Annotated in this window: 18 protein-coding genes and 2 pseudogenes; 9 read left to right on the top strand and 11 right to left on the bottom strand. The window is 62.3% G+C overall.

The features are described 5' to 3' along the window. Nucleotides 1-368: 368 nt before the first annotated feature. Nucleotides 369-1,436, bottom strand: a pseudogene (locus ACLBXP_RS05945) (IS110 family transposase); the annotation flags it as partial. Nucleotides 1,437-1,582: 146 nt separating this feature from the next. On the opposite strand from ACLBXP_RS05945, the pseudogene ACLBXP_RS05950 reads away from it, so the two are divergent. Next, nucleotides 1,583-1,873, top strand: a pseudogene (locus ACLBXP_RS05950) (integrase core domain-containing protein); the annotation flags it as partial. A gap of 325 nt (nucleotides 1,874-2,198) precedes the next feature. Here ACLBXP_RS05950 and ACLBXP_RS05955 read toward each other — a convergent pair. Continuing rightward, nucleotides 2,199-3,404, bottom strand: a complete 1,206-nt coding sequence (locus ACLBXP_RS05955; protein WP_447666647.1) for a beta strand repeat-containing protein — start codon at nucleotides 3,402-3,404, stop codon at nucleotides 2,199-2,201. Nucleotides 3,405-4,181: 777 nt separating this feature from the next. Here ACLBXP_RS05955 and ACLBXP_RS05960 point away from each other — a divergent pair. From ACLBXP_RS05960 to ACLBXP_RS05970, 3 genes are all read left to right on the top strand, one after another. Then, on the top strand, nucleotides 4,182-6,401 hold the full coding sequence (locus tag ACLBXP_RS05960) for a type I secretion system permease/ATPase (protein ID WP_447666648.1): 2,220 nt from the start codon (nucleotides 4,182-4,184) through the stop codon (nucleotides 6,399-6,401). Further along, entirely contained in the window at nucleotides 6,398-7,945 is a 1,548-nt protein-coding gene (locus ACLBXP_RS05965) for an HlyD family type I secretion periplasmic adaptor subunit (RefSeq protein WP_447666649.1), read from the top strand. Before ACLBXP_RS05960 ends, ACLBXP_RS05965 begins: the two co-directional genes overlap by 4 nt. 88 nt (nucleotides 7,946-8,033) lie before the next feature. Beyond that, entirely contained in the window at nucleotides 8,034-9,281 is a 1,248-nt protein-coding gene (locus ACLBXP_RS05970; RefSeq protein ID WP_447666650.1) for a glycosyltransferase family 4 protein, read from the top strand. A 49-nt stretch (nucleotides 9,282-9,330) separates the two neighbouring features. Here the strand turns inward: ACLBXP_RS05970 and ACLBXP_RS05975 are convergent, their stop codons facing one another. From ACLBXP_RS05975 to ACLBXP_RS05990, 4 genes are all read right to left on the bottom strand, one after another. Then, complete coding sequence (locus ACLBXP_RS05975) at nucleotides 9,331-10,752, bottom strand: site-specific DNA-methyltransferase (RefSeq protein ID WP_447666651.1); 1,422 nt, start codon at nucleotides 10,750-10,752, stop codon at nucleotides 9,331-9,333. Nucleotides 10,753-10,831: 79 nt separating this feature from the next. Then, on the bottom strand, nucleotides 10,832-11,932 hold the full coding sequence (locus tag ACLBXP_RS05980; RefSeq protein WP_447666652.1) for a hypothetical protein: 1,101 nt from the start codon (nucleotides 11,930-11,932) through the stop codon (nucleotides 10,832-10,834). After that, nucleotides 11,922-12,302, bottom strand: a complete 381-nt coding sequence (locus ACLBXP_RS05985) for a DUF5681 domain-containing protein (protein WP_447666653.1) — start codon at nucleotides 12,300-12,302, stop codon at nucleotides 11,922-11,924. Before ACLBXP_RS05985 ends, ACLBXP_RS05980 begins: the two co-directional genes overlap by 11 nt. 68 nt (nucleotides 12,303-12,370) lie before the next feature. Next, nucleotides 12,371-13,081: a hypothetical protein gene (locus tag ACLBXP_RS05990; RefSeq protein WP_447666654.1), complete on the bottom strand. Its 711-nt coding sequence runs from the start codon at nucleotides 13,079-13,081 to the stop codon at nucleotides 12,371-12,373. A gap of 232 nt (nucleotides 13,082-13,313) precedes the next feature. Between ACLBXP_RS05990 and ACLBXP_RS05995 the strand changes: the two genes are divergently transcribed. The 3 genes from ACLBXP_RS05995 to ACLBXP_RS06005 all read left to right on the top strand — a co-directional run bounded on the left by ACLBXP_RS05995 (nucleotide 13,314) and on the right by ACLBXP_RS06005 (nucleotide 20,529). Further along, a complete protein-coding gene (locus tag ACLBXP_RS05995; protein WP_447666655.1) occupies nucleotides 13,314-13,826 on the top strand; it encodes a hypothetical protein in 513 nt (170 codons plus the stop codon). Nucleotides 13,827-13,938: 112 nt separating this feature from the next. Beyond that, complete coding sequence (locus ACLBXP_RS06000) at nucleotides 13,939-14,340, top strand: HNH endonuclease (protein ID WP_447666656.1); 402 nt, start codon at nucleotides 13,939-13,941, stop codon at nucleotides 14,338-14,340. A 348-nt stretch (nucleotides 14,341-14,688) separates the two neighbouring features. Then, nucleotides 14,689-20,529 carry a Calx-beta domain-containing protein gene (locus ACLBXP_RS06005; protein ID WP_447666657.1) on the top strand — a complete coding sequence of 1,947 codons (5,841 nt, stop codon included), beginning with the start codon at nucleotides 14,689-14,691 and terminating at the stop codon, nucleotides 20,527-20,529. A gap of 949 nt (nucleotides 20,530-21,478) precedes the next feature. Here the strand turns inward: ACLBXP_RS06005 and ACLBXP_RS06010 are convergent. From ACLBXP_RS06010 to ACLBXP_RS06025, 4 genes are all read right to left on the bottom strand, one after another. Beyond that, entirely contained in the window at nucleotides 21,479-22,000 is a 522-nt protein-coding gene (locus ACLBXP_RS06010; protein ID WP_447666658.1) for a MucR family transcriptional regulator, read from the bottom strand. 405 nt (nucleotides 22,001-22,405) lie between these two features. Next, nucleotides 22,406-22,681: a hypothetical protein gene (locus ACLBXP_RS06015; protein WP_447666659.1), complete on the bottom strand. Its 276-nt coding sequence runs from the start codon at nucleotides 22,679-22,681 to the stop codon at nucleotides 22,406-22,408. A 481-nt stretch (nucleotides 22,682-23,162) separates the two neighbouring features. After that, nucleotides 23,163-23,729 carry a c-type cytochrome gene (locus ACLBXP_RS06020; RefSeq protein WP_447666660.1) on the bottom strand — a complete coding sequence of 189 codons (567 nt, stop codon included), beginning with the start codon at nucleotides 23,727-23,729 and terminating at the stop codon, nucleotides 23,163-23,165. Between the two features lie 75 nt (nucleotides 23,730-23,804). Next, on the bottom strand, nucleotides 23,805-25,070 hold the full coding sequence (locus ACLBXP_RS06025; protein ID WP_447666661.1) for a PQQ-dependent sugar dehydrogenase: 1,266 nt from the start codon (nucleotides 25,068-25,070) through the stop codon (nucleotides 23,805-23,807). A 297-nt stretch (nucleotides 25,071-25,367) separates the two neighbouring features. On the opposite strand from ACLBXP_RS06025, the gene ACLBXP_RS06030 reads away from it, so the two are divergent. Together ACLBXP_RS06030 and ACLBXP_RS06035 are read left to right on the top strand one after the other, a co-directional pair. Next, nucleotides 25,368-25,616: a hypothetical protein gene (locus ACLBXP_RS06030; RefSeq protein ID WP_447666662.1), complete on the top strand. Its 249-nt coding sequence runs from the start codon at nucleotides 25,368-25,370 to the stop codon at nucleotides 25,614-25,616. Between the two features lie 40 nt (nucleotides 25,617-25,656). Beyond that, on the top strand, nucleotides 25,657-26,040 hold the full coding sequence (locus tag ACLBXP_RS06035) for a hypothetical protein (RefSeq protein WP_447666663.1): 384 nt from the start codon (nucleotides 25,657-25,659) through the stop codon (nucleotides 26,038-26,040). Nucleotides 26,041-26,045: 5 nt separating this feature from the next. Here the strand turns inward: ACLBXP_RS06035 and ACLBXP_RS06040 are convergent, their stop codons facing one another. After that, the gene (locus ACLBXP_RS06040; RefSeq protein WP_447666664.1) at nucleotides 26,046-26,291 is read right to left on the bottom strand and encodes a helix-turn-helix transcriptional regulator; all 246 of its coding nucleotides are present in this window, start codon (nucleotides 26,289-26,291) and stop codon (nucleotides 26,046-26,048) included. Nucleotides 26,292-26,366 lie beyond the last annotated feature (75 nt).

A 26,366-nucleotide genomic window follows, 5' to 3' on the forward strand; every position in this document is an offset into this window, starting at 1 on the left:
CAATCTGCTTCGCCCAAGGCGAGCGGCTGAGGCGATGCCGCTGCTGGACCATGCGCTGACCGATCCGCGCCTGTCCTTCGCGCCGATGGTCCGGAAGTATGCGCGGCTCATGATGATGGTCATGACACGGCTGAGGTCAGGTACGAGGACAGGAGCTTTCGGTTCAGCCTCGGCGCGGAAAACCTCGGGCTGGAGATCCATCACGCCGGTGGCCAGTTCTTCGAGACGGCCGAACTGTCGGCCATCCGCCAGCTCGTGCCACGCCGCGCGGTCCTCGTCGATGTGAGTGCCAACGTCGGCAACCATCTCGTCTCCTTCGCGGCGATGCTTCAGCCCTCACTCGTCATTCCGGTCGGGCCCGTCCCGAACGCGATTTCGGCGTTAAGACGCAATCTTGCTCTGAATGGGCTCAGCCGGGCATTGCCGTACTTCGACAGCTTGGTCTGGCCACGGAAGGTGCCGGATTGCTGGGTGGCTAGATCGAGCCCGCAGAACTTCAGGAACTGCCGGTGATGGCCGAAGCGGCGCAGGTCGCCGGCTTCAGCCAGGATGGTCAGGGCGTTGATCGGGCCGATGCCAGGGATGCGGCGCAGCAGCTTGTAGTCGGAGCTGTCCGTCAGGAGAGCGTCGGCCGTGGCCTCGATGGCGTCGCGCTACTGGATCAGCCCGCGCGCCTTGCCGATGACGAGCCGGAACATGCTCACCGCCGGAGCGTCAGGCGGCACCGGCAGGCCAATCGAGCTACGGGCCGTCTCGTAGATGTCGCCGAGCAGTTGCGCCTTGGCGACCTTGCGCCCGACGACATCCCAGGCGGCAGCGATGAAGGCCTCCTTGCTCAGCGCGGTGATACAGGCGGGCGTGGGGAAGCGATCGAGGAAGGCGAAGAATTAGTCCGAGCGGCTGTCGTGGCGGAAGCGGTCGACCTCCGGGAAGTACAGCGGCAGGTAGTGGGTCAGGATCCGATGCAGCACCTCGGTCTTGGCTTTTGAGACAGCGTCGTGCGTCTTGGACAGTTCCTGCACGTCGTTGATGCCGGCGGCGAGCGGGTCGTGATACACCTGCGAGGCATCGATGCGGATTATGTGCAGCATGACCTGGGCGTCCTTCGGGTCGTTCTTGTCCCAGCCGTTGTGCAGGGCCTCTCGGGTGCGGGCGAGCCCCACGGAGGAGATCAGGCGCACGGCAAAGCCGGCCTGGAGCAGGCGCCAGGCGATCGGGCGGTGATAGTTGCCGGTGGCCTCGAAGCCGCAGGTCACCGGCTGACCGAGGTCCGATAGCAGCGCGATCAGACGGTCGTGCTCAGCGCGGGTGTTGAGGACGCTCAACCGGCGTCGTCGGCCGGAGCCGGGCACCTCGATGAGGGCCTCGTAGCGGGCCTTGGCGACGTCGATGGCTACGAGAACGCCGGCCTGCGGCGTAAGTTGTGGTCTGGTCATGGTCGATCCGTCTCCGGAATGAGGCTTCGAACACCTTCACTCTAGAGACCTGCCGATCGTTCATGACCGCCCAGGGCGGCGCGCTGCGCTCAGCATGGCTTCGCGCGCCGCCCCAGAACGGTCGAGCCATCTTCCCGATGTGCTATGGGCCGGAGTTCGCCGCGCGCATGCTGGACCAATGGGCCTACCTGAACGGGGTGGAGATCGACTTCTCACGGCCGGGTAAGCCGACCGACAAAGCCTACATCGAGTCGTTCAACGGTCGCCTACGGGCAGAGTGCTTGAACGCTTCGTGGTTCCTGTCGCTAGCCGATGCCCGTGAGCGCATTGGGGACTGGAGGCGGTACTACAACGAAGACCGACCCCATACGGCCCTTGGCGGCTTAACGCCCGGAGCCTTCGCCAACCAAGCTGCTACAGCCCGAGAACTTGCATAGGCCGTGGACCACAATCCGGGTTAACTGCTATCGAATGCCGCAATAACTTTGCTCTTGGACCACTTCGTGTGGGCCGGTTAAGCATGGCGCCCAACATTCTCCCGGATCAAGATGATCGTGAAACTTGCGCACTGTTCGGCAGTTTGCCGGTTTAGGTAACTGACTAGACGCGCTTAGCGATAGTGTTCAAACAACGCTCAATCATGGGCAACGACGGCGCTAACCTCACCGATTATGATAAAAGAGCATAACGTGAAGCCGAAGACTGCACTCTTGCAGTCTTCGGCCTATTTAGTTCAACTGAGCTGATGCTCGCGCTTAATTATCAGACGATAATGTCGCTCGCAGCGAACTGCGAAGTGCTGGTCAGACCGTCCAGCTTCACAGCAGTGGTCGCGTTGCCGCCACCAGGTCCTGCGAACAGGTAACCTGCGTCGCCGGCAGCCACGAAGGCATAGGTGACCCCAGCGTTACCAGCAAGGCCAAACAAGCGATTGGCCTCGGTACGAGCCGCCGCAAGGCCGCTGCCGCTCACCGAAGACTCGACGTAGTTCGCGGTGGTCCCAGACGCTGCACCGCCGAGGGTGATGTTGTCCGTGCCACTCACGAAGTCCGTCACCTCAGTAACGGTAGTCGCGGGAGCGACCGGAGTTGCAGCGCTTCCCACGATGAACCGATCAAGACCGGCACCGCCCGAAACGGTCGAGGTAGCATCGTTCGAAGTCAGAACGTCGTTGCCAAGATCACCGGAGATGTAAGCGCCAGTGCCCAGCGAAACGATAGTATCGTTGTCCTGACCGCCGAAGACAGTCGACGATACGCCGTTGGTGACGATAGTGTCGACACCAAGATTACCGAAAATCAAAGCGTTGGCACTGGTGATCGGCGCGGCAGCCGCGCCGCCCGCAACAGCGGGGGTACCAGCGGTATCGTTGCCCTGACCACCGAAGATCGTAACCGAAGCACCAGTAGCCGTGAACGTGTCGTTGCCAGCACCACCATAGAGTTGATCAAGAGCGCCAGTGGAGTTGATGAAATCACTACCCAGGTCGCCAGAGTAGTAACCACCCTGCGACGCAGAACCGGTGATAGTATCGCTTCCCTGTCCACCGAACACCGTGTTTGTGCCGGTCACTGCTCCGGCGACAGCATTGAGGTTGATAGCCTCATCACCAATGTTCCCGAAGACCAGATAATCTGATCCGGCAGTAACGTTGAACACGTCATTGCCCTGACCACCAAAGACAGTGATGTTGCGGCCGGTCGCCTGGTTCAGGTTAAAGGTATCGACTCCGGCATTACCGAACAGCATAGACTGCGCGCCGAAGCCGGTGATCACATCGTCACCGTCGCCACCAAGCACCGTCGAGGTGGTGTAGCCGGCACCCGTCGGATTGACGACAACGGTATCGTTCGCCGCGAGGGCGTCGACGAGGATCGCGGATCCAGTGCCATTCAACGTGATCGTGTCGGCCGTTGCGGTGCCGCTAACCGTCTGGTTGCTTACGTTCGAAACGTTAATGTTAGCCATCTGACTCTCAATCCCTGAAAGAGGGCACCTGGCATGGCCGGGCCCGTCACCTAGGTTAGCCCCCTGGAGCCTGCGATGTGCGCAGCTTCTTGAGCGTTCCGCGAGAGACTGGCACCCGAGTGGGCCGCTCCAGCCTGGCGCAGTCTTAACCGACAAGACTCCGCTCTGCCATCCATTTTTCTCTCGATTGAAATTTTGGGCATGAGTAGAATTATACATAAATTTCAATGACTTAAGGACAATCTCGCAATTTTGCCCAGAGTTCGCCTCTCACTGTGTGGTTGGGTGTTGCTCGTTTGCAGCGCCCTGTATCAAACCCGAGTTGCCTCCTGTCTCGGGCAATGCCGTGAGGCGACATGCTGATTTCTTAATAATTGGTTCACATCATGCTAGAATCTGCTGCTTTACTTCTGCAGCGGAGGCGAAAAACGCACAGTGATGCGCCAGCATTATGGCTTTCGCAGTCCGCTTTGACACTCTTAGAAACCGGTCGTTTGCTGCGCCTGCCTGAGGGTGTGGAAGCCCTAACGGGGGTTGCGGGTGCGCTCGAAGGCGCGGAGGCGATCGAAAACGCGCGCCTGCAGGAAGGAAACGGGTGGGACCAGGAACAGAACCGCCTCGAACGTTCTTCCTCCCGCCGCAATTCACGACGATGAGGCGGACCTGTGCTCCCGGGCGGCAGGCGCGTAAGGAAGTGAACACCGCGCGCGTGCTTTGTCCTATAAGAGTGCGGTGACCGGACTTGACGGATGGGCATCCGCGCCCAGGGGGAGAGCGATGGCGGCAGGGACTCACGAGGCAGGAAAGGCCGTGGCTACGCCGGCGCCGACGCCGCAGCAGGCAGCGCCGCCCCCGCCCCTGCCCGATTCGGGGCTCTCCGCGCTGGCGCTCGTTGCATCGTTCCATCAGGTGAACTGCGAGCCCGCACAGGTGCGCCACGAGCTCGGCATCGGCACCGCGCCGTCCAGCGACGTCGACGTGGTACGCGGCGCGCGCAAGCTCGGCCTCAAGGGGCGGCTTCTGCGCAAGCAGAAGCCCGAGCGCCTCGACAAGGTGCCCTACCCCTGCATCATCCAGTACCAGGACGGCAGCTTCCGGCTGATCGGCCGCCGCTTCGACGACGGGAAGCTGCGCGTGATCGACGCCGCCTCGCGGGCGGCCGACCACATCGACCGCGCCGAGGTGGAGAAGCACTGGAACGGCACCATCATCCTGGTGGCGCGCCGGTTGTCTGTAGAGAAGCTCATCGCCGATTTCGGGCTGACCTGGTTCGTGCCCTCGATCTGGCGCTACCGGAAGCCCCTCGGCACGGTGCTCCTGGCCTCGCTGTTCGTGCAGCTCTGCGCCCTCGTCACGCCGATGTTCTTCCAGATCGTCATCGACAAGGTGCTGGCCCACAAGGGCTACGCCACCCTCACGATGGTGATTATCGGCCTCGTGGCGATCGGCCTGTTCAACTGCGTGCTGCAGTACCTCAGGCAGTACATCCTCACCCACACGACGAGCCGCATCGACGTGGAGCTCGGCGCTCGCCTGTTCGAGCACCTGCTGCGGCTGCCGCTCGGCTACTTCGAGACGCGCCCCGCCGGCCAGACCGTGGCGCGCGTGCGCGAGCTCGAACAAATCCGCGCCTTTCTCACCGGCCAAGCGCTGACGGCGGCGATCGACATTCCGTTCACGCTGCTCTTCCTCGTAATCCTGTTCATGTACTCGACGACCCTCGGGATCATCGTGACGCTGTCGATCCCCTGCTACGTGCTCGTGGTGCTGCTGATGCAGCCGATCTTCCGCGAGCAGGTTCTGGAGATGTTCAACCGGAACGCGCTGTCGAGCCAGTTCCTGATCGAGTCGATCGTGGGGGTGCACACCATCAAGGCGATGGCGGTGGAGCCGGTGCTGCGCACGCAGTGGGAGGATCGGCTCGCGGCCTACGTGAAGACCTCCTTCACCACCGGCATGCTCGGCACGCTCGCTCAGAACCTGATCCAATACATCAACACCTTTACGACCGCGATGGTGCTGTTCTTCGGCGCTTACGCGGTGATGAACGGCGACATGACGGTCGGCGCGCTGGTGGCCTTCAACATGATCATGGGGCAGGTGACGCAGCCGATCTTGCGCCTTAGCCAGCTCTGGCAGAGCTTCCAGCAGGTGAAGGTCTCGATCGAGCGCCTCGGCGACGTGCTGAACCACCCGGCCGAATCGCGCGCGCTCGGGCAGGCCCACCTGCCCCCCGCCAAGGGCAACCTTGCGGTGCGCAACGTGGTGTTCCGCTATCAACCCGGCGCGCCGGAGGTGCTGAAGGACGTCTCGATCGAGATCCCGGCCGGCCAGGTCATCGGCATCGTCGGGCCCTCGGGCTCGGGCAAGTCGACCTTCACGAAGCTGCTGCAGCGCCTCTACGTGCCCGAGAAGGGCCAGGTGCTCGTGGACGGTATCGACATCGCGCAGGTGGACCCGACCTGGCTGCGCCGGCAGATCGGCGTGGTGCTGCAGGAGAACCTGCTGTTCAACAAGACGGTCCACGAGAACATCGCGCTCGGTAATCCGGGCCTGTCCCGCGCCCAGGTGATCCAGGTGGCCCGCCTGGCCGGCGCCGACGAGTTCATCAACCGGATGCCGCGGGGCTACGACACCCCCATCGAGGAGCGCGGCTCTAACCTCTCGGGCGGCCAGCGCCAGCGGCTCGCCATCGCCCGCGCGCTCGCCGTGAACCCCCGCATCCTTATCCTCGACGAGGCGACCTCGGCCCTCGACTACGAGAGCGAGCGCATCATCCAGGACAACATGAAGCACATCGTGCAGGGCCGCACGGTGGTGATCATCGCCCACCGCCTCGCGGCCGTGCGCACCTGCGACCGCATCATCGCCATGCAGGACGGGCGCATCATCGAGGACGGCAACCACCGCGAGCTGCTCGCCAAGCCGACCAGCCTGTACGGGCGCCTGTGGCGCCTGCAATCCCAGCACGATTCGGATCAGGACGCCGCCGCATGAGCGCGACTCCCCAGCCGGGCCAGCCCCAGAACCTGCAGCCCCAGAACCTCCCGGCACCCGCTGCGCCCTCCGGCAACCTGCCGGCGGCCCGGCCCCGGGCGCTCTCGGCCCGCGCGCTCACCGAGCGCGTGCGCAGCATCGCCACGAGCCGCGAGAACCAGGAGTTCCTGCCGGCCCACTTGGAGATCCTAGATACGCCGCCCTCGCCCTACGCAATGGTGTTCACCTGGGTGATCTGCCTGATGTTCGGCTCGGCACTCCTGTGGAGTGTGCTGGCGAGCCTCGACATCTACGCGGTGGCCTCCGCGCGCATCCAGCCCTCCGGCCGCTCCAAGGTGATCCAGCCCTTCGAGACCGCGAAGGTCGAGAACATCTACGTGCGCAACGGCGACCAAGTGAAGGCGGGCGCCCCGCTGATCGACCTCGAGCCCACCGAAGCGAAGGCCGAGCTGCAGGCCCGCGAGGGCGAGCTCGAGTCGCTTGAGGCGCAGATCGCCCGGCGCCAGGCGACCATCGTCGCCATCGACAAGGGCGAGAAGATCGCGACGCCCGAGTTCCCGAAGACCATCACGCCGGCGATCCGGGCCCGTGAGACCGGCGCCATGGCGGCGGAGCTGAACCAGTACTTCGCCACTCGCGCCTCCCTTGAGGCGCAGCTCGCCGAGAAAGCTGCAACGCAAGCCCGGTACACGCAGAGCATCGCGGCCCGCGAGCGCCTGAAGGCTGTGTTGCGCGAGCGCGCTGACATGCGCGAGACGCTGGTGGCGAAATCCGCCGGCACTCGCGCCGCGGTGATCGATGCCCTGCAGCAGGTCGAGCAGGTGGCCGCCGACCTCGCCTACGACCAGGGCCAGCTGGTCGAGGCCAGGGCGGGCGCTGAATCGCTCCAGCGGCGCATCGAGCAGCTCTCCAGCGAGACTGTCGCCAAGCAGGCTCAAGGGCTTGCGGAGGCCTCGCAGAAAGCCGACACCGCCCGCCAGGACGTCGTGAAGGCGCGCCTGCGCCGAGACCGCCTGCAGCTCAAGGCCCCCCTCGACGGCACCGTGCAGCAGGTCGCCGTGACGACGATCGGCCAGGTGGTGACCCCGGGCCAGCCGCTCCTCGTGATCGTGCCGGCCGAGGGGCCGATCGAGATCGAGGCGCTGGTGCTCAACAAGGACATCGGCTTCGTGGTGCCGGGACAGGACGTGATCGTGAAGATCGATTCGTTCCCATTCACCCGCTACGGCACCGTGGAAGGCCGCGTGATCCGCGTCTCCCGCGACGCCATCGACGACAAGGACGCGAGCGGCCAGACCGATGCAGTCTCGCTCGCTAAGGGCCAGGGCATCAACACGGTGTTGGGCACCCCGCGGACCCAGAACCTCGTCTTCCCGGTGACGATCGAGGTGCAGAAAAATAACATCGTAGCCAACGGGATGCCCGTGGCGCTAACCTCCGGGATGACCGCGACCGTGGAGATTCACACCGGCAACCGCCGGGTGATCGACTACGTGCTCTCGCCAATCACCGAGACCACTTCCACGGCCGGGCACGAGCGCTGAGCGCCCTGCGTACACATACCCATTAAGGACGCGACTAGGGGACGCTGGCGCCAGTGTCCCCTAGCCAGGCTGGACCCGACACCAATCCATGCGCATCCTGTTCGTTCATCAGAACTTTCCTGGCCAGTACCGACACATCGCGCCAGCGCTCGGCCAGCGTCCTTGCAACGAGGTGGTGGCTCTCGGCATGGCCGAACTGCCTTCGATACCCGGGGTGCGCTATGTCCGCTATGGGCTCAAGCGTCTGTCAGGCAAGGATGTCCATCCACTCGCACAAGACTTCGAGGCTAAAGTCATCCGAGCCGAAGCATGCGCTCGCGCATCGCTGTCACTCAAGGCGGATGGCTTTACGCCCGACATCATCGTTGGCCATCCAGGCTGGGGTGAAACGCTGCTGCTGAAAGATGTCTGGCCATCTGCCAAACAGCTCAGCTTCGTCGAGTTCAATTACAGCGCCACGGGAGCGGATGTCGGGTTCGACCCCGAGTTCCCGCTCGTCGGTGAGGACGCGCACTTCAAAATCCGCGTGAAGAACGCGCACAACTACATGACCTACGAACACTCGGACTGGCTGATCTCGCCGACCCATTGGCAGGCAGTGCAGGTTCCCGAAACCTACCGCCACAAGCTCAGTGTCATCCACGACGGCATCGACACCAGCGTGGTCAAGCCGAACCCGCGAGCCTCCATCACGCTCAACCGCGACGGCGTCAGCTTGAAGCCCGGCGACGAGGTGGTCACCTTCGTCAACCGAAACCTCGAGCCCTATCGCGGCTACCACAGCTTCATGCGGGCATTGCCTGAGATCCTGCGGCGGCGCCCTCGCGCGCGCATCGTCCTCGTCGGCGGCAATGGCGTCAGCTACGGCGGCGCCCCGAAGGACGGGCGCAGCTATCGCGAAATCTACTTCGATGAGGTCAAAAACCAAATCGACGCCTCGCGGGTCCACTTCGTTGGTCAGATACCCTACCCGATCTACCTCAACCTGCTGCAGGTCTCGGCCGCGCACGTCTACCTTACGTACCCGTTCGTGCTCTCCTGGTCGCTCATCGAATCAATGGCCGCGGGCTGCGTCGTGATCGGCTCGAAGACGCAGCCGGTGCAGGAGGTGATTCGCGATCGCGAGAACGGGGTGCTGGTGGACTTCTTCGATGCCGCAGCGATTGCCGAGGCGACGGTCGACGCGCTGGCGCGTCCTCATGCCCACAAGGACCTGCGCACGGCCGCACGCCGCTCGGCCGAGGCCTACGATCTCAACAAGGTCTGCCTGCCCCAGCACGTGAAGCTGATCGAACAGGTAGCAGCAGGCGAGGTTCCCACCGTCGCCCGGATGTGACGCGGGTTCGGCCATCTTCGTGGACGGAAAGGGCGCCGGGGAGTGCCCCTCAGATCGCGTTTAACGCCGGCTGCGGCACATCCGCGGCATCGTCGAGGAAATTGCCTTCCCTAACGGGCGCGCTGCCTCCAGCCGCCACATAGCGCTGCAGTATGACAGCGACATAGGCTGGGTCGATCTCCACGCCGAAACATCGTCGTCCAACCTGGTCTGCTGCGATCAAGGTCGAACCGGACCCTAGGAACGGGTCGAGAACAACCTCGTCGCGGGCGGTGAGATCGAGGATCGCATCAGCAAGCATGGCGGCAGGCTTCACCGTTGGGTGATCCTGCAATCCCCTTCGCGCGCTGGAGCCTAAGGATGACGCCCCGGGATAGGTCCAAAGATTCGACCGGGATCGCCCGTTCCGTCCGAGACGTACGTTGTTCGTGTGCGGAGCCTGCCCCTTCTTGAACAAGGGCAGCAGCTCGTGCTGGGAGCGATACAAACTGCCCATGCCTGGGTTCGTCTTGGCCCATACGATCAAATTGATCTGCGTGAGCGCGAGTCGCCGCGCGGCTTCCTGGACGATCCCCAATCCGCGCCAGTCGATGAACGTTCCGAACACCCCGCCATCGACGAGGTAGCGTAGCGCCCCCTTCATCCAAGCGGTGTTGAAATCGAGGAAACCCGCCTCGCTCATCTCGCCACTTGCCATCGCGAACTCACGGTGCTGACCGCGCGTCACGTGTCCTTGGATCGGTACGTTGTAGGGCTCATCCGTGAGGATAAGCCGCGCCTGTTCTGACTCCATGAGGGAAACGAGCGTTTGGGGATCACGAGCATCACCGCAGACAAGGCGATGCCGGCCCAAGGTGAAAACATCACCGAGGCGAACGTCCGAGCGAGTGCTCGACGCTGGTGCTAAGGGGCCAATCTCAACGCTACGAGGTTCCGCGTCCAATAGGATCTGATCGATTTCGCACGCGGTGAACCCCGTGATTTCGAGCATGTCGTCGTCGAGCGCGAGATCCTCGAGTTCGAGCTTCAGCTCAACCAAATCCCAGGTCCCGTGCTCCTGAAGCCGGTTGAGAGCAAGGCGCAAAACGCGCAGTTCGTCGGGTGTGAGATGATCGACGACGATGCAGGGAACAGCAGCCAAGCCCAACAATTTGGCGGCTTCGACGCGAGTAAGGCCATCAAGAATCTGCCCCTCTTGATCGATCAGCACAAGATGGCAGAATCCAAGCTCTCGAATGGAAGCAGCGACCCGCTGAGTCTGCGCGGCTTCCCGGCGACGCACGTTGCGAGTTGGCGTTGTGAGCGTGGCGAGCGCGCGATCCACGAGCACGAGATTGGGAACCAGGTCATTGCGCAAGCGTCCGGCCGCGAGGTTCGGCTGACTTACATGGGACCGACGCTGACGTGATTTCTCCCGCAATCCCTCGTTGAGCGACCGGGCAGTCACAGGAAATTCGTTGCGTCGGGGCATGTCCCACTCCTTGCCCGGGTGACAGCGGATTGTGCACAGGTCTGAAGGCGCGTTCGAATGAGCCTTTGAACGCCGCAACCTACTCGATAGAACTTGAGCGCGTTTCTTTGATGAGTTGAGCTTGCTGAATCATTGTTGATTGTGACCACTCCTCCTCAGTGTAATATGGCTCTTCTGAAGTTCTGTACGGCGGATCTCCTATGCCAAATACAGAGTGCAAGATATTTTCGACCTCTGAAAGCGTATAAAATCCACCATCTCCTAGTCCCATTTCTGGGGACCAGTTTGTTGGCCGAGGAGACCACAAAAATACCGTTCTCACTTCCGCAGAATTGCTCGAAGGGCTCTGCAAATATTGAGCAGAGAAATTAAACGCGCCGATATCCTTCAAGATTTCTATTAATTGTTCGTGAGATTCGTGACGCGGACGCAGCGCCTCGCCCAACTTTCGGGTCACGGGTCGCCGATGACACAGCGGCCACGTTTCGTCTCGTAAAGCGACAGCTGGCAGAACGATCTCATGCCACGTCTGGCGTTGCCTAACATGACCCGTCAGGTCATCCTGATGAAGGCGTTGCATAGCAATGATGGTAATACCTTCCGCTTTGTTGTTCAGACGCGGTACGATCTCAGCGTCATACCATTCGTTTACCCCTCGACGCCTGGCATCATCCGTCGCTTGACTTGGCGAGATTGGATCATCGACGACGATGATGTCGGCACCTCGCCCAATGAGGCTTTGTCCGACGCTGGCGTAGAATATGCCGCCGCCATGGGGCAGGACGATCTCACGCGAAAGGTCTTTAGGGTTCAAATAGGGAAACAGAGCGCGGCATCGTGGGGTGCGCATCAAGGCTAAAGCTCTGCGTTTGAGATCACTTGCAAGCGCACGAGATCCAGCGACGATCATGAGCCTACGAGTAGGGTCACGACCGAGCGCAAAAACAGGCATAGCAATGGAAGCACAATGGGTTTTGTGGCTGCGCGGTGGCAAATTGAGAATCAGCCGAGTCTTCCCCCTATCAAGACATTCTTGCAAGGCATTCGCCATCACATCTATATGCAAGTTGCCCGCAACGTCGCCCGTTGCCGTTGTCTCGGCGAGAGCGAATTTGCAGAAAGAGGGCAAGTCTGCGGAGTATAGACGTCTTAAAATCTTGGCCATAGAATCATGACTCATCAGAGCGCTCGGTATTTATAACCAACATTTCAGCCAGCTCTGTCAGAATATCCTCGTCTATCGGGCTCAACCGCAATTCATTCGTATTCTCCCGCCCGCGGATGTACTTAAGAACATAATCTCTAGCCCATGATTTTCCCTTAGCTGCATCATTGACAAGGGTAAAGGCGATAGCTTGGCGCTTACTGCCCTGGATTTGGCGAGCTCCACGAGGAATAGAAACTTTTTGGTTTAACTCCCGCTCGATCAATGAGTCGAAGTCGTTCGCGACCGTCGGACGTCCTCGCGGGTTGCCAGAGACGCCAGACTTAAAGCGAGAATGGAGCGGCGGTTTGCAGTAACCGACCTTATACTCCTCATCGTCTGCCATCCTGTTTTCCCCTCAGATTAAGCCGGCCTAGGAGACCTTACGTACCTGACTGTTGTTCAACGGATGATTTAAAGCTTGGTAGCCGCCCCTCGCCTTCGCGTTGGAGCACACTCAAGAAGCTCTACAACGCGATTAGCTATCTCCGAGAGTTCAATTAGGAACACGGCAAACTTACCATTCCTGACCATATTGACAATATAATTGTTCACAGCAGCAGATCCGAGCAATATTTCGTGTTCATGGAGGATCTCACCGACACGGATTGCAGACCCGGACTCCATTTCTTCCCGCACCGTAGCTTCGAAGCGTCTTAGGGCGAGGAACACCTTAACGTCTTCAAATTTCTCACGATTGTCCGAGGATACTGTGGAAATATTGCTATGCGTAAAACGAGTGCGCCCATAGGTTTCCCGAACTCGGTTCTCATTCTCAAACACTGCTCTTAAGGGGCCTTGAATTTGAGCTATAAGGTCGACAATCTCGCTTTGCTTTCCTCCAAAACTAACAAGCTCGCGAGCTACAGCGAGGCAGAACACCCTGAAGGATGAGTAGCTGACGTCGGCACCAGTCCCAGAGGGCAATGCGTCGTAGAATGCCATTCCAAAACGAGGAAGTAAGTCAGGGTTGGAGCGTGCCCAACCAAGGTCCAACTCAAGGAGGCGCTTCACGACCGTAAACAACTCGGATCGTACGGGCTGCTCGATGCGTTGACGAGCGGTGCTCGTTGCGCCAGTCGAGAGCGCATTGAGGACCTGTATTACTTGATGCCGCTTGTACATCCACGCTAACCTCATCTGACCCCAATAAGGGTTTCAATTTGTGAGCAAATGGTGTCGGGCAAGACGGCTCACCCGGTTGGGTTCCCTTGTCGTTGAGTAAGTCGAGAAATTACGACGGATCACCTCTGAGACAAGGGTGTCAAACTACCGAGAATGTAGCTCCGCCTCACAGCAGCGTAGGCAAGACCAAATATCCCCTGCATGAGGTTGGTATTCCATAGCAGTTGGCAGATTGTTCTGGATGCGCGCGGTGAAAGGAGCACAGTGCAACCACCGCATGGTGTGGTGGAGCAAGCAGATGACACATCCATTTTGGCATACAGCACTTCGTAGTTTGAAGGCTGATCGGCAAATTCGTGCAACTGTCCGCCAGGAACCCTTACGTTTCCGCTCGATGCTAGCGGGCGACCTTATGGATCCGCTTTGTGCATGGCGTGGGCGGTCTGGACGCCGCTACGTCGTGATCATCTATGCGCCCGGTCGGGTCGGAGCCGAGCTTCACCTTACCCCGGACCTCCTAAGCAGTTCCGTGATCCTTGCGGTTCGCTACCACTCTCGAGGAGGTGCTGCTTCGATTATCGCTGCTAGCGAGGGCTTGGTTGGCAATGCCGCCATCAACTGGGTCACGAGCCTTACCCGCCTCGGCGTCGACGAGTTCCACATTCATCGCTTGGCTCCAACCAATACAGCGCGCCAAGCGATCCTCATCGATCTCATTCAGCCGGATTTGGAGGCAGCGCCGTGAACCTCCTTGTCCAGGGCGATACTGCACTCCCTCAGATCCCCGATCAGGGAGGAGCATACCCGCTGAGGCTACGCTCGCTTCCTGGGCCGAAGACCGCGAGGCCATCACCCTGATGCCTCGTCGCGAGTTCTCCAAAGCCGTACAGCGTGCGGCCTTCCACCGGGCGGAAGGGCACTGCGAGGGTCAGCTCCCAAACGGCACCCGCTGTCCCTGCCCCCTTACCCCAGCGAAGTTCGCCTACGACCACATCGTCCCCGATGCCCTCGGGGGCGAACCAACCCTTACGAACTGCCAGGTCCTCTGCATGGTGTGCCATGCCGAGAAGACCCGAGCCGATGTTGCACGAATCAGTAAAGCCAAACGCGCTTGGGATCGTCACCACGGCATTCTCGATCCGCATCGGCGCAAGATCCGAGGTCGCGGCTTTCCGAAAGCTGCACCGCAGAGGCTTGCGACACGCCCGCTTCGGCGGTGGTTCGAAACTGGGGTTTTCGATCCGCCCGTAGAAGGTTAGAAGTACCTCCACGAAGTGCTGAAACAGCGATCTACTTTCTCGGCCGCACCGAGAGCCATGCTTCGCGTGAGCCGCTAAGCGAGGACTAGCCAACAGCTTTGCTGACAAAACTCGGCAGCTCGTTGCATAAGCAATCACAGGGGTCCGACCGTAACTCCGCGGCTACTCCTTTTGGATACATCTCTAATCAATCTCTGACCTTAACCGTCGATTGACACATCATTTCTGCATGTTAACCGTCTTATAAAGCGAATGATCTCTGACCCACTATACTCGTGGAAGTTGGTCACAGGGATGCAAGGGTTTCGGTGCCCATAAGCACTGACCGGTCGCTGGGGAGGCGTTTTCATGGCGATCGTCACTGGCAATGGTCGAAGCAATGTTTTCGCGGGCACGGGAGCCGCTGATACCATCAGCGGGCTCGGTGGCGATGACATACTCAACGGTGGTGCAGGCAACGACCTGTTGCTCGGGGGTGACGGGAGCGACTTCCTCTACGGCGAAGCTGGCAACGATACTCTGTCGGGTGATGACGGCATTGACCTCCTCATGGGAGGCATCGACGACGATCTGCTCAATGGCGGTGATGCCGGTGATCTCCTGTTCGGAGGCGACGGCGCCGACCGGCTGAACGGAGATGCGGGGGATGATGTTCTGAGCGGCGACGTCGGACGCGACACGCTCGTTGGCGGAGCGGGCAGCGACCTGTTGTCGGGTGGCGACGGCAACGACGTTCTCTCAGGCGACGAAGGCGCCGACACACTGAATGGTGGCGACGATGGTGACCTTCTCGACGGAGGCGTGGGTAACGATTGGCTCTCAGGCGACCAGGGCAACGATACGCTGATCGCGAGCTCCGGGAACGATACCTTCATCGGTGGGGAGGGCGCGGACACCCTAGTCCTAACCGGTACCCGGCGCGACTACTCGGTGGCTCAGGCAGCGAATGGCGACATCCGGATCGTTGACCTCCGGTCCGGTTCACCACAAGGCTCGAGCCTGGTGCGCAGCACAGAGCGCTTCGTCTTCAGCGACGGGACGCTGACGAGCGCCGAGTTACTCACCCCTCCCGCCGCGGCCCCGACCTACTCGATCACGGTGGGGTCCGCCTCAGTCGCTGAGGGCAACACGGGCGCGGGCAACGCGATTACCTACACGGTGAGCCGCACCGGCGACGTGTCAAAGGCCGGCACCGTGGCGGTTGGCTTTTCTGGTACCGCGACGAACGGCAGCGACTACGGCGTGACGGGGCTCGGCGACGGCGGGGTGGTGCGCTTCGCAGCGGGGGCGTCAAGCGCCACGTTCACAGTCACCACCAAGCCCGACACGACGGTCGAGGCCGACGAGACCATCATCGCTACACTTGGGCAGATCACTGGCGGCGGCACGCTCGGGGCAGCCAAAGCTGCGACCGCAACGATCGCCAACGATGACATTGCCCTGCCGCCGCCGAGCTACACCATCGCGGTAGCCCCTGCCACAATGGCCGAGGGCAACACGGGCGCGGGCAACGCGATCACCTACACGGTGAGTCGCACCGGAGACATATCGAAGGTCGGCACCGTGGCGGTTGGTTTCACCGGTACCGCGACGAACGGCAACGACTACGGCGTGACGGGTCTGGCCGATGGCGGGGTGGTGCGCTTCGCAGCGGGCGCGTCAAGCGCTACCTTCACGGTGACCACGAAGCCCGACACGACGGTCGAGGCTGACGAAACCGTCATCGCCACACTCGGCGCGATCACCGGTGGTGGTGGTCTCGGCAGCAACAAGGCAGCCACCGCTACCATCACCAACGATGATGCGGCCCCAACACCGCCGACCTATACCATCGCCGTGTCCCCAGCTGCGGTCGTTGAGGGCAACACGGGTGCGGGCAACGCCATCACCTACACGGTGAGCCGCACCGGGGACGTGTCGAAGGTCGGCACCGTGGCGATCGGCTTCACGGGCACGGCCACGAATGGCACCGACTATGCCGTGGCGGGCCTCGCGGACGGCGGTATTGTTCGCTTCGCGGCTGGCGCGTTGTCCGCAACCTTCACGGTCACAACCAAGCCGGACGTAGTTGTCGAGCCCGATGAGACGGTGGTTGCTACCCTGGGAGCGATCACCGGCGGTGGTATCCTGGGTGCCAGCAAGGCTGCCACGGCCACCATCATCAGCGACGATGCGGCCCCGACACCGCCGACCTACACCATTGCGGCTGATTCCGCCTTCGTCGCCGAAGGAAGCACCGGCGCGGGTAATGCCATCACTTACACGGTGTCGCGCACCGGAGACGTCAGCCAAGCTGGAACCGTGGCAATCGCCTTTACGGGCAGCGCAACGAACGGCAGCGACTACGCCGTAACGGGTCTGACGGACGGAGCCGTCACCTTCGCGGCAAACGCCACGACCGCCACTTTCACGATCAGAACCACACCCGATAGCGTGCTCGAGGCGGACGAAACGGTCATCGCCACGCTCGGCGCCGTCACGGGTGGCGGCCAGGTCGGCAGCGCCAAGGCGGCGACTGTGACGATCACCAATGATGATATGGCGCCCACCTACCAGATCAGCGTCGACCCGAGTGCCGTAGCGGAGGGCGATGCCGGTGCGGGGACCGCCATTACCTACACGGTGAGCCGCACTGGGGACGTATCGAAGGCTGGCACGGTGGCGGTTGGCTTCACGGGCACGGCGGATAGCAGCGACTATGCCGTGGCGGGCCTAACAGACGGCGCAGTCAGCTTCGCGGTGGGTGCATCGAGCGCGACCTTCACGGTCACGACGAAGCCTGACACGATCGTCGAGGCCGACGAAACCGTCATCGCCACCCTCGGGACGATCACCGGCGGCGGAACCCTCGGTGCGACCGCGGTGGCCTCGGCCATAATCACCAACGACGATAGCGCACCGACCTACACCATTGTAGTGGCACCTGCCGCGGTGCAGGAAGGCGACATCGGCTCGGGTAGCACCATCACATACACCGTGGAGCGCGCCGGCGACGTGTCGAAAGCCGGTAGCGTCGCGGTCACGCTCGGCGGTACGGCCGACAGCGACGACTACACCGTGGCCGGCCTGGCGGACGGCATCGCCAGCTTCGTGGCAGGTGCCACGAACGCCACCTTCACGGTGACGACCAAGTCCGACACGGTGGTCGAGGCTGACGAGACGGTAATCGCCACGCTCGGCACGATCACCGGCGGCGGCACCCTTGCTGCGACTGCGGCTTCGACGACAGCCACGATCACCAACGACGACAGCGCTCCGTCCTACACCATCGCCGTCGCACCAACGTCCGTGGCCGAGGGGGATGCGGGATCTGGCAACACCATCACCTATACGGTGACTCGAACCGGCGACGTGTCAGGTGCAGGTACCGTAGCTGTAGCTTTATCGGGCAATGCCACGCTGAACAGCGACTACACAACCAGCCTGCAGAACGGGATAGTAGCCTTTACGGCCGGTGCTGTGCGCGCGAGCTTCACGGTCACGACCACACCGGACACGGTGCTGGAGGGCGACGAAACAGTGACCGCCACGCTGGGGGATGTCACGGGCGGCGGCCAGGTCGGCAGCAACGGCACGGCCACCGCCATTATCACCAATGATGATAAGGCGCCGACCTACTCTATCACCGTCGCTCCGGCCTCGGTCTACGAGGGTGATACAGGCTCCGGCAACACGATCACCTATACCGTGACCCGCACCGGCGATGTATCAGAGGCCGGCAGCGTAGCAGTTGGCTTCACCGGCACGGCGGACAGCGACGACTACGCGGTGGCCGGCCTAACGGACGGCGCAATCAGTTTTGCTGGTGGTGCCACAAGCGCGACCTTCAAGGTTACGACCAAACCTGACATCGTTGCTGAGGCTGACGAAACAGTGGTCGCCACATTGAGCACCATCACGGGCGGCGGCACTCTGGGCAACGATAAAACCGCTACCGCTACGCTGAAGAATGACGAAGTTTCAGTAATTTACTCCCTCGAGTCCTACAACGATGCTGTCACAGAAGATAGTTCTTTCGGCTACGGATACTCTTTTGGGGTCTTGGTTCATCGCACCGGTGACGTATCTCAGTACGGAGAAGTTGCGCTCTCTTTTGCCGGAACAGCTACAAAGGGCATCGATTACGCCGAATATTACTATAATAACTCCTACAAAAATGGGATCGCGACTTTCAATCCTGGCCAGCGAGATGTAGTCCTAAATCTGGAGACCAGGTACGACAACATCTACGAGGGTGATGAGACAGTTGTCGTCAAGCTTGGCGCAGTCACCGGCGGTGGAACAGCCGATCCCAACAGCGCAGCCACCATCACCCTCTTAGACAACGACCCAGACGTACCCCCGATCTATCAGATTTCCTTCTCAAGCTCGGACACCATCAACGAAGGTGACACTGGTTCTGGCAATACCGTCACTTACAGAGTGTTTCGGAACGGGAACGTCTCGCAAGCTGGCACAGTAGCCGTAGCGCTCTCAGGCACAGCCGACAGCAGCGACTACACGGTGGCGGGCCTGACCGATGGCACTATCGGCTTCGCCCCCGGTGCGAGCAGCGCAACCTTCACGATCACGAGCAAGCCCGACACGGTCGTGGAACCGGATGAGACGGTCGTCGCCACGCTCGGCGCAATCACCGGCGGCGGCACGGTCGGCGAGGCTGCGGCAGCGACGGCCACGATCTACAACGATGATGGCGCAGCGTTCTACTCCATCGCGACTGAGGATGGTGCTGTTGGCGAAGATGGTTTTTATGACGGGTATGGCTTCGGCGTACTGATCCATCGCACAGGCGACGTCTCGCAGTACGGAGAGGTGGTACTCGATTTCTCCGGAACAGCAACAAAAGGTACTGATTACGGCGACGACAATAACTACAGCGGCTACAGAAATGGGATCGTTAGCTTCAATCCAGGCCAACGAGACGTGTTCGCTAGCCTACGAACCAGGTACGACAACATCTACGAGGGTGATGAGACAGTTGTCGTCAAGCTTGGTGCAGTCACCGGCGGTGGAACAGCCGATTCCAACAGCGCAGCTACCATCACCCTCTTGGACAACGACCCAGACGTACCCCCGATCTATCAAATTTCCTTCTCAAGCTCGGACACCGTCAACGAGGGTGATACCGGCTCTGGCAATACCGTCACTTACAGAGTGTTTCGGAACGGGAACGTCTCGCAAGCTGGCACGGTAGCCGTAGCGCTCTCAGGCACAGCCGACAGCAGCGACTACACGGTGGCGGGCCTGACCGATGGCACTATCGGCTTCGCCCCCGGTGCGAGCAGCGCAACCTTCACGATCACGAGCAAGCCCGACACGGTCGTGGAACCGGATGAGACGGTCGTCGCCACGCTCGGCGCAATCACCGGCGGCGGCACGGTCGGCGAGGCTGCGGCAGCGACGGCCACGATCTACAACGATGATGGCGCAGCGTTCTACTCCATCGCGACTGAGGATGGTGCTGTTGGCGAAGATGGTTTTTATGACGGGTATGGCTTCGGCGTACTGATCCATCGCACAGGCGACGTCTCGCAGTACGGAGAGGTGGTACTCGATTTCTCCGGAACAGCAACAAAAGGCACTGATTACGGCGACGACAATAACTACAGCGGCTACAGAAATGGGATTGTTAGCTTCAATCCAGGCCAACGAGACGTGTTCGCTAGCCTACGAACCAGGTACGACAACATCTACGAGGGTGATGAAACGGTTGTCGTCACGCTTGGTACAGTCACCGGCGGTGGAACAGCCGACCCGACCAGCGCCGCAACCTTCACGATCAAGGACAATGATCCAGACGTCCCCCCGACCTATCAAATTGCTCTCTTATATCCTGACAGCGTCACCGAGGGCAGCACTGGCGGCGGCAATACTCTGACTTATGAGGTTTCTCGAACCGGCAACGTCTCGCAAGCAGGTGCCGTTGCGATCATTCTGGGCGGCACGGCCACAAGCGATGACTATAGAATCAGCCTGCAGAGCAACGTCGTTGATTTCATTGCCGGATCGACGCGCTCAACCTTCACGATTACTACGACGCCTGATATACTAATTGAACCTGACGAGACGGTAACGGCAACGCTTGGGACTATCGCGGGCGGCGGCACCATAGGCGTGAATGCCTTGGCAACCGGGACCATTTACAACGATGACTTTATTTACTCGGGAGGGCAGCCGCAGAGCGCCTGAACCACACCGTAAGTGTCAGCATTGCATCGGGCTGACTTTCGGGCTGCGTAAACGGAACCACGTTGATAAAGTAGGGAGGCGGCAGGCCATCATTCATGGCGCGCCTTATGCTCGACCAAGTGCGCGTCGTCGTGGAAGATAAGAAGCCGGAACGGTGTGTCCGCAATGCCGACCATGGTGGCCTCCTTGCGAAGCAGCCGAGTCGAGGCGCCACATTGAGCACTGATCGGCGCTCCCGGGGAAGCGAAAACAAAGCTGCCTCGACCGGTGGGGGACCGGTCGAGGCGAGGTGTTGGATCGGTGCTAGATGAGCTGAGCGAGCATCACCCCTTGATAAGCCACAGGGTCGAGGTCAGGTGCGGCCGTGAGCGAGGAGGCGATCAGCAGGGCTGTCAGGAGCAGAGGTGCGAGCGTGACTGCATCTGTGGCTGAGCTGCCGACTGCGCCTGGATCTCCCGTGTGCATGATCGCCTCCGTCGCTGGAGCGTTCATGCACCAGCCACGCGGCAGGGACCGTGAGGCAGATTACACATCTGAGGCTGAGCGACGGAGCGAACCCTTTCGGCGGGTCGAGCATTACCTCCCCCTATCAAGAGGATGGCTGCCATGGGTCTCGTGTCCGCTCTGCTCCTTATCGTGCTGCCGGTGGGGTTCGCCGTGCTCGAATTGCTACGGATGCGGGGTACGCGGCAGCTCTGAGCGTCGGCGTGATAGAACCCACCACTCACCGCGTTCCGGCCACCTGCGGCTTATCAGATGCGGCTGGCCGAGGAAGGCATGATGTTGACGTTCCAGCGAGCGACCGCGGGGCTCGCACTCTTGTGAGATCAAGGCCCTAGCTTAACGGTATAGCTTCGCGCGGTCAGAAGGGCGTTCGCCCGTCTGGTGTTTACCCCCCTCCTTGAGCCCGCTGTGCTTCCCCGCAGCGGGCTTCTCTTTTGCGCGAGCCTCACCCGGAGGCCGCACCTTCCGCACTCTCAGCCGTCTTCTTCGGCCGTCCGCGCGATTTGGCCGACTTGGCGACGGGCTCCGGCGCCACTGCGACCTTAGCTGGCTGCTTGCGGCGCAGATGGCCGAGACCCAAACTGCGGGCCAGGGCAGAGCGTCGATCGGAGTAGGAGGCGGCCGTCATCGGGTAGTCCGGAGCGAGGCCCCACTTGATGCGGTACTCCTCGGGCGTGAGCCCGCGGTTGTTCAGGTGCCGCCGGAGCGTCCTGTAGGGCTTGCCGTCCTCGAAGCTGATCAGCGCGTCCGGTGTGACCGACTTCTTGATCTGGGCAGCCGTTGCTTTCTGCAGGCCCGGCTCAGCGCCTTCTTGCCTCGCGCCGAGACTGATCAAGCTCGAGTGGACTTGCGCCAATATAGACGGTAGTTCACTGAGTGGGAGGCTGTTCTTCGACACGTAGGCCGATACAACGTCGGCGGTGAGCTCCATGTAATCGGTTTGTGGAGAGATGGGTGCTTGTTCCACTCTATTCTCCTATGGCTTGTTTGCTAAAGACAGAGATATGGACCCCTTGTTTCGCGATAGTCAATAATCACCACGGCATAATTTGCCCTTGGCAGCGGGATGAAACCCTCTGAGTGAATTTTTCGCTGAGGCAGTCGCTCACGAGTCGATCATCAAATCATCTGTGCTTCGACACCTGAGCAGCCCTTGATTCAGGCGCCGTGCGTCTGAGGAGGCAGGAAACCTGTTAGCCTGCCGGCGGTCTGCACCGCCAACGGGGTAAAGACGATGGCCGCCGGCCGCTCGCGAGCACGAATCAGCCGCAACCAGCGCGAATGAATCGGGAGGAGTGGGGCTACTGCCTCAGTGCTCCAACCAAGTCCCTCGAGGATGGCGGCCGGTGCCTTCGATCATCCTCACCACAGCTCACTGATACAGTGTGCGCTGATTCAGAAGCGCCATCAGGAACAGCGTTCGCAAGGTGAGAAGCTTCTCTGAGTCGGCAAGGTCCGGCTCGGACAGAGACGCTTCTGCCTTCGGGTCGGCCGCGACGGTTGCGGCGAGATCCAGCGTGAAGGCGGCACCGATCGGGTACTCGCGCGTGCTCGGATCAGCGAGGTACACCTCAGCGGCGGCGGCGACCGCCCCCATATCGATGGGCGGAGCAACGATGCGGTCGGGGTCAGAGGATTGGTTCGCCATTCCAAATCGAATCCCACCGGGCCGAAGAGTGTCACATCGCGTACCGTATGCGTTAGGCGTCACCCCAGGCAAACGACGGCAACCGGCGAAGCCACGCTGACGGCGCGGATTCGCAGGTCGGTCATGGCTCCGGTCTGCTCTCGACGACCGGCTGGCGCCATGCGTTCCGAGGCGCATGGATAACAACAGAACGCCAAGGGCAGGAGGCACGTTGAGGGCTGTCCGCAATGAAATCCCTGTTCGCGCGCGACGTTTCCCTGTTCGACGCGAAATTTTCCCTGTTCGGACCGTACAGGGAATTTCGGGTTAACCTGTTGATCAGAAAGGGGTCGCTTGAGTGCGCCCTCCGTCAAACACGGTCAAACGGCGAAAACGGGCCCAGAACAGGGAAATCAGACCGTCGGGCGAAGCCGCAAGCCCACTCGACGAATCAACAGCCACGGCACTTTCATGCGCTCACACATGCTTCGGCGAGGCCGCCTCACGGCGCAGCGGGACGCCGGGCGATCGCGTAGGCGAGGTCGCCGATCTCCTCGGCGGACAGTTCACCAGCAACCTCGTTCATCTGCGGGTCGAAACCGGCCCGGTCGCTTGATTTGTAGGCTGTCAGCGCCTGCGCGAGATACTCCTCCCGCTGTGCGGCAATGCGGGGTACGCCCTGATCGCCGCCGAGTTCGCGGCCGTGGCAGGAGGTGCAGCGGTGCCGGCGGATTGCGGCGTCGGCGCGCGCGACCCGGGCGGGGTCCGCCGCGGGGCCCTCGTAGCGCGGGGGCGGAAGCGACGCGACGGCCGCCGCGTAGGCCTGCAGGTCGGCGTCGCTCATGGGCTCCGCCAGGGCGTTCATCGGGTCGGCCTTGCGCTGGCCCTCGCGGAACATGAAGAGCTGGTTGGTGACGTAGGTCGCCGGCATGCCCCCGAGAGAGGGCACGCCGGCACTCTGGGAGGTCCCGGCACCGTGGCAGGCCGTGCAGGCCTCGATCGACGGCGTGGCGGCACCGGCGATTCCGGCGCTGAGCGCCAGGGCCGCCGCGATGATGGGGAGGCGCATGGGGCGCTGGTCACTCCTTTGGGACGGCGGGGCCGGGGCGAGGGTGCCCCGGCCGGTGGCTGGCTCGTCGGCGCCTCACTGGGCGGCGTGCTTCTCGGGCGCCGCGTAGCTGATGCGGTAGATCGCGCCGTTGAGATCATCGGAGACGAGGAGCGCCCCGTCCGGGGTCACCTGGACGTCCACCGGCCGGCCGATCAGCTGATTGTTCTCCAGGAAGCCCGTGAGGAACGGCTCGACGGAGACGACCTTGCCGGCGGCGTCGAGCTTCGCGAACACCACCTGGCCGCCGGACTTGCGAGTGCGGTTCCAGGAGCCGTGCTGCGCGATGAAAATGCCGTTGCGGTAGGCCTCGGGGAACTGCGTGCCGGTGGAGAAGCGCATGCCGAGCGCCGCCGTGTGAGCCCCGAGCAGCGCCACCGGCGCGGTGAACTCCGAGCAGGAGCGGCCCCAGCCGTATTCGGGATCCGTGAAATCGCCCTGGTGGCAGAACGGGTAGCCGAAATGCTGCCGGCCCGGCTCGCTCAGCACGTTAAGTTCGTCGTTCGGCAGGTCCTCCGAGACCCAGTCGCGGCCGTTGTCGGTGAACCAGAGCTGCTTCGTCGCTGGGTTCCAGTCGAAGCCCACCGTGTTGCGCACGCCGCGAGCCACCACCTCGACGTTCCCGCCGTCGAGATCCATTCGTCGGATCTGGGCATGGGTGTCCGGAGGCAGGAGCGAGTTGCCCGGCGCGCCCACCGGCACGTAGAGCTTGCCGTCCGGCCCGACCTTGATGAACTTCCAGCCGTGGGCCTCGTCCCTCGGGAGGTCGTCGTAGACGAGCTTTGGCGCGGGCGGATGGTCGAGGTTGGCCTCGATGTCGGGTAGCTTCGTGATCCGCGCAATCTCGGCGATGTAGAGCGTACCGTCGTGGAACGCGACGCCGTTCGGGCGGTGTAGGCCCTTCGCAATGATCTTCACGCTGCGCTGACCGCCAGAGTCGGAAACGGCGTAGACACGGCCCGCGATGCGGCTGCCGACGAACAGCGTGCCCTTGTCGCCGAGCTGCATCGAGCGGCCGTTCGGGACGCCCGACGCGTAGACCTCGAGCTTGAACCCGTCCGGCAAGCGGAGCTTGTCGAGTGGCAGCTTGTCGGCGGGCGTCGCCGTGATCGGCATGGTCATCGACTTGAGGGCGAGTACCGCCTCGTCCTCGGTCTCGGGCCGGTCGACGTTGTTTGTCACCACCGGCGGCTCGCCGGGCTTCTGGGCCGGCACTGGCTTGGCGACGGCCATCCCCGCGACGGTCGCGAGGGCAATTCCGGACATCAGGGCGCGCAGGCGCGCACGGCCGAGCTGGCTCATCACAGGTTCCTCCCAGGCGGGCTCTGTGCCCCGCGACAGCGGTCCTCGTATCGTGGCGTCGGGACCTGTCGACCGCATACCAAAATGGTTGCAGGATGGGGAGCGTTCGGCGCCAGGGTTGCATGACGACGAGCGGCGATCGTCGCATCCCGTGCATCGGAAAAGTCCCTTGGGGTCTGCCGGAGCCCCGAGCCTTTTCGGGCCCGCCGCGAATCGCTACGGTCGCGCCGCCGCCCTGCCCGCGTGGGGTCCGGCTAACCGGAACCTGCGGCCGGACGAGTACGGAGGGAGATGAGGGTGGCGTCGCGTCTCGATGAACTGAAGGGCGACCCGGCGTTCCGCCAGGCCGTGCACGCCGTGCGGGGCGCCGCCAGCGTCCTGAGCGGCCGCGCGGTGAGCCACGACGAGGCAGAGCTGCTCGTGAGCTTCGCGCTCGCGGCCTATGCCAATGCGGGTGGCCTTTCGGAGCCGAGCCTGAGCCGGCTCGCCCGCTTCTCGGGCAAGCTACCCCCGGAGGAGAGCTTCGAGAGCCTGTTGAAACACTGACACGCGGTCAGCGCCGTGAGGCGTGGGGGAGAGCCCGAGCATGCGCGGATCCTGGGGCCTGGCCATCGTCCTCGCGAGCTGCTGTCCGGCAGCCGGGCAGCCGGGACCGGAGGCGCTCTTCCTCGAACTGACCAACCCCGAGCAGGCTGCCGTGCGTCGCGCGGTGGCGCGCCAGCTCGGGGGCGCCTTGCTGCCCGAGTTCCGCAACATCCGGCCAATCGCCTCGGAGATGCGCAACGAGGTCGAGTATTGTGGTCAGGTCCGGGTCGCGGAGGCCGGCGGCGCGGCTCCCGATTTCCGGCTGTTCCTATACACCCGCTCGGGGTCCGGCGAGGTCGCGCGGATCCTAGATTCGGACCAGCTCAACGGCTACCGGGTCGGGCGCAAGATGATCGCAGCCCTGCGGCGCGCCGGCTGCCTGTAGGACGCCTAGCGCTGCCTAGCCTCGCGGGCTCGACCACGCCCCTGTCCGAGCAAGAACCGCGACAGCGCCTGGTCGAGCTCGGGATTGGGGCGCTTCAGCCCTTTGATGAAGCGCGAGATACGCGGCTGCCGCACCCCGACTGCCCATGCGAGCTGCGCCTGCGTCCAGCCAGACCGCCGGAGGAACGCTTCGATCTCGCAGGGATGCACCCGCGGATGATTTTCGGCATGAACGTGGGGACGAACCGTCACGCGGGCGCCTCGCAGCTCTCGACCCTCAACGTTTTAGGCCGCGACGCGGCCGCAGACACGATCCAAGGCTCCCCC

This window comes from Methylobacterium sp. A54F, from assembly GCF_053346035.1.

Excerpts from the sequence above, each read along its gene's own strand:
- ACLBXP_RS05990 (WP_447666654.1), bottom strand. The coding sequence starts at position 13,081 with ATGTACAAGCGGCATCAAGTAATACAGGTCCTCAATGCGCTCTCGACT.
- ACLBXP_RS06015 (WP_447666659.1), bottom strand. The coding sequence starts at position 22,681 with ATGGCGAACCAATCCTCTGACCCCGACCGCATCGTTGCTCCGCCCATC.
- ACLBXP_RS06005 (WP_447666657.1), top strand. The coding sequence starts at position 14,689 with ATGGCGATCGTCACTGGCAATGGTCGAAGCAATGTTTTCGCGGGCACG.
- ACLBXP_RS06000 (WP_447666656.1), top strand. The coding sequence starts at position 13,939 with ATGCCTCGTCGCGAGTTCTCCAAAGCCGTACAGCGTGCGGCCTTCCAC.
- ACLBXP_RS05970 (WP_447666650.1), top strand. The coding sequence starts at position 8,034 with ATGCGCATCCTGTTCGTTCATCAGAACTTTCCTGGCCAGTACCGACAC.
- ACLBXP_RS05980 (WP_447666652.1), bottom strand. The coding sequence starts at position 11,932 with ATGAGTCATGATTCTATGGCCAAGATTTTAAGACGTCTATACTCCGCA.
- ACLBXP_RS05955 (WP_447666647.1), bottom strand. The coding sequence starts at position 3,404 with ATGGCTAACATTAACGTTTCGAACGTAAGCAACCAGACGGTTAGCGGC.
- ACLBXP_RS06035 (WP_447666663.1), top strand. The coding sequence starts at position 25,657 with ATGCGCGGATCCTGGGGCCTGGCCATCGTCCTCGCGAGCTGCTGTCCG.
- ACLBXP_RS05960 (WP_447666648.1), top strand. The coding sequence starts at position 4,182 with ATGGCGGCAGGGACTCACGAGGCAGGAAAGGCCGTGGCTACGCCGGCG.
- ACLBXP_RS05965 (WP_447666649.1), top strand. The coding sequence starts at position 6,398 with ATGAGCGCGACTCCCCAGCCGGGCCAGCCCCAGAACCTGCAGCCCCAG.
- ACLBXP_RS05985 (WP_447666653.1), bottom strand. The coding sequence starts at position 12,302 with ATGGCAGACGATGAGGAGTATAAGGTCGGTTACTGCAAACCGCCGCTC.
- ACLBXP_RS05975 (WP_447666651.1), bottom strand. The coding sequence starts at position 10,752 with ATGCCCCGACGCAACGAATTTCCTGTGACTGCCCGGTCGCTCAACGAG.
- ACLBXP_RS06025 (WP_447666661.1), bottom strand. The coding sequence starts at position 25,070 with ATGAGCCAGCTCGGCCGTGCGCGCCTGCGCGCCCTGATGTCCGGAATT.
- ACLBXP_RS06020 (WP_447666660.1), bottom strand. The coding sequence starts at position 23,729 with ATGCGCCTCCCCATCATCGCGGCGGCCCTGGCGCTCAGCGCCGGAATC.